Source organism: Oribacterium sinus, assembly GCF_963537195.1.
GTDB lineage: Bacteria > Bacillota > Clostridia > Lachnospirales > Lachnospiraceae > Oribacterium > Oribacterium sinus_A.
The window spans coordinates 1-3,162 of record NZ_CAUTEG010000154.1 but is presented as its reverse complement, the minus strand read 5'-3'; the positions used below and the strand labels follow the sequence as shown (position 1 = coordinate 3,162).

The following is a 3,162-nucleotide window of genomic DNA, read 5'->3' as shown; positions in this document are numbered from 1 at the left end:
GAAGTAAAATCTACTGGGGGATAGATGAGTAGAATTTACTTTTTCATTTTTGAATTATCTTATTAATTGAGCCGCTTATTGATAGGAGCACAATAAAATGATAGAATAGACTCGTGAAAAAAAGGTGGAATTCCACCTTAATTTTTTGAGAGGATTTACATATGCAGATTAGACGTGGTTTTTATCTCCATAAAATTATAGAGAAAAAGGATAACGGTAGAGTAAAGATTATCACGGGAATCCGAAGATGTGGGAAATCTTATTTGCTTTTCCATTTGTATCGGGATTATTTGCTCTCAAGCGGTATCGAAGATGGACAAATCATTTCGATTGCACTGGATGAAATAGATACGCTGGTGTATAGGAATCCGTTTAAATTAAATGATTATATCAAGGAAAAAACCCAGGATGAAACGAAAAAATACTATGTGTTTATCGATGAAATCCAATTGTCGATTGCTGCGAAGAATCCCTATCTTGAAAGCGACGAAAAGACGGTGACTTTTGTGGATGTGCTTTTAGGACTTATGAAGCGGGATAACTTAGATATATACGTAACGGGCAGTAATTCAAAAATGTTGTCCAGAGATGTTTTAACTCAATTTAGGGATAGAGGAGATGAAATTCATATCAATCCTTTGTCTTTTGCGGAAGTTTGTGAAGTAGTAGAAGATAAGTCATTGGCATTCCAACATTACAGTATATATGGCGGAATGCCATATATTTATAGTTTGAAAAATGATGAGGAGAAAAATCGTTATTTAAAAGATTTATTTCAAGAAACCTATTTAAAAGATATTCTGGAAAGAAAAAAGATACAGAATGATAAAGAGGTTATGGAAGTATTATTGGATTTTACCTCTTCGGCGATTGGCTCTCTTACCAATCCCAGTAAGCTTTCTAAAAGATTTCTCTCGGAAAAACAAATTAAGATATCCTCCGGTACAATTTCGAAATATTTGGAGTATTTTGAAGAAGCATATTTGTTATCCCATGCAAATCGATACGACGTTAAGGGAGCTAAGTATTTTACCACGCCACTTAAGTATTATTTTACAGATATCGGGCTAAGAAATGCCAGATTGAATTTCAGGCAAGTAGAAGAGACCCACATCATGGAAAATATAATCTATAACGATTTAATTCGTAGAGGATATAATGTGGATATTGGGGTAGTGGAATATGATTGCAAAAAAGACGGAAAGAGGCAAAAAATTCAGCTGGAAGTTGATTTTGTAGTGAATAAAGGGCATGAAAGATATTATATTCAGTCTGCACTACACATAGACAGTAAGGAGAAGCAAGAACAGGAAACTGCTTCTTTAAAAAAAATAGATGATTCCTTCAAGAAAATTGTAGTTGTAAAAGATAATATTATCCCCCGACATGATGATGCAGGTATTTTATACATTGGATTGGAGAATTTTCTTTTGGATGAAAATGCAATAAATCTTTAACTGCTGCATAGTCATATCTTCGAATTACCACAAAATATATACTTTGGAAAGAACTTTCATCGCAAACGATTCTATATTCTTGCTAATGCAGTTTTCAATCGTTATGATATAAGGCAATGGAAGAAATTTCATCAATTATGTACACAGCAAAGATAAAAACGCAACGCATACAAAGAGCTATGCCAGAGCCGGTAGGTAGCCCGGCCGTCACAGAATCCTGTGGTAAGTAACCTTCCCCTCCGGGTTGTCCATTCTTTGTTCATAAGCATTTTAGGAGGGACAAATATGGACAAGATGACTTGTCAAATGACAGTGCTTTTTGAAGGCGCTTTTTGGGTGGGCGTTTTTGAGAAAACAGAGGGGAATTGCCTATCTGTTGCGAAGGTGACTTTCGGTGCAGAGCCCAAGGACTTTGAGGTACGTAATTTTATCTTAAAGCATTTTTATGAGCTGAAATTCAGTCCGGAAGTCGAAACGCAAGTCAAGGAAAGGAAACAGAATCCGAAAAGAGCACAAAGAGAGGCAAAAAAGCAATTGCAGCGCGCTGGCATCGGGACGAAGTCGCAACAGGCGTTAAGTTTACAGCATGAAGAGAACAAACAAAAGCGTAAAGAAAAAAACAGAGAACAAAAACGCATCGAGGAAGAACGGCAATTTATGCTGAAGCAAGCGAAGAAAAAAGAAAAACACAGAGGCAGATAACGAAAATAGTGAGGAATAGCATGGCCGATTTAAAACTAAGTCTTATACAAAAATATAAGTTGGAAAATGCATATACCTATATTTACAGCACAGGTTTTCTTTCTCCTGCGTGTCCGGAGCAAGGCGCAAACGCTCTCCTCTTAACCAGAAGAGAAGAATCCCCCGGAGCCTACACTGTTCTAGTCCTGTCCGAAACCGGCATACAGGAAATAGAGCTTGGGGAGGACTTTCTTGACCGAGAAAATGATCCGGTACTTTTTTCATTTGGAAATGGCTTCGGGGTAATCAAGGCAAAGAAAGAAATTTTCTATTTTACCGGAGATTTTTCTTCACTGGAAATCATCTCGATTAAGAACAGCCTCTTGCCCTTTCGTAAAGTACTGCCGGAAAATGCAAGACAACGGCATTTTCAGACCGTTTCAGACGGTAGCCTAATTCCTGTCTGCTTTGAAAAGGAAGTGTATTACGGCCTTTCCCGATGCTTTGCTTTATTAGACTTTGACCCTGTAAAAAAAGAAGCCAAGTGGAAATGCTTTTCGGAAATAGAGAAAAATGCCTTTACCCATCATGATGAGAGGACGAAGGATGCTCCGAAAATCGACAGTTTAAAAATGGAGGAAGGGGAACTCTACGCCTTTACTTCGGGAGAAAGCACGGGCTCGGTGAATAAATGGGGAATGGATTATTATGCTCTGGCAAAAATCTCCTCTGAGGGCAAGGTAAAGGAAAAGCTTTTGGAGTCGGAGCAATTGAAGGCGGGCGGAAAAAAGTCCGGGGTGAATGGAACTTTCACCCATTCGGATTATCTTATTATCACACCGCTTTTTAACAATGACGATTGGAAGGGAAAGCAAAAACTCTTTTCCCTAAGAACAAAGGAATATTTGGATATTGCCATGCCAAGGGGGATGACGAAGCATAGCTTACACAATATTTGTGGAGAGCTATGCCTCACTGCCCTGTATGACAGAGGATTGAAAGAAATCGGACTTTGTAAAATAGA

At 38.1% G+C, this 3,162-nt stretch carries 3 protein-coding genes; all 3 read left to right on the top strand.

Translation table 11 applies throughout. The features are described from left to right. Positions 1-161 precede the first annotated feature (161 nt). Positions 162-1,457 (top strand): ATP-binding protein, encoded by a 1,296-nt coding sequence (locus RYL27_RS11235; RefSeq protein ID WP_314345318.1) that lies wholly within the window; start codon positions 162-164, stop codon positions 1,455-1,457. Between the two features lie 285 nt (positions 1,458-1,742). Then, positions 1,743-2,159 (top strand): YjdF family protein, encoded by a 417-nt coding sequence (locus RYL27_RS11230; protein ID WP_314345315.1) that lies wholly within the window; start codon positions 1,743-1,745, stop codon positions 2,157-2,159. Between the two features lie 20 nt (positions 2,160-2,179). Continuing rightward, a partial coding sequence (locus tag RYL27_RS11225) for a hypothetical protein (protein ID WP_314967204.1) occupies positions 2,180-3,162 on the top strand: 983 nt, incomplete at its 3' end.

Bases quoted from the DNA above. Each gene is read 5' to 3' on its own strand.
- RYL27_RS11235 (WP_314345318.1), top strand. From the start codon at position 162: ATGCAGATTAGACGTGGTTTTTATCTCCATAAAATTATAGAGAAAAAG.
- RYL27_RS11230 (WP_314345315.1), top strand. From the start codon at position 1,743: ATGGACAAGATGACTTGTCAAATGACAGTGCTTTTTGAAGGCGCTTTT.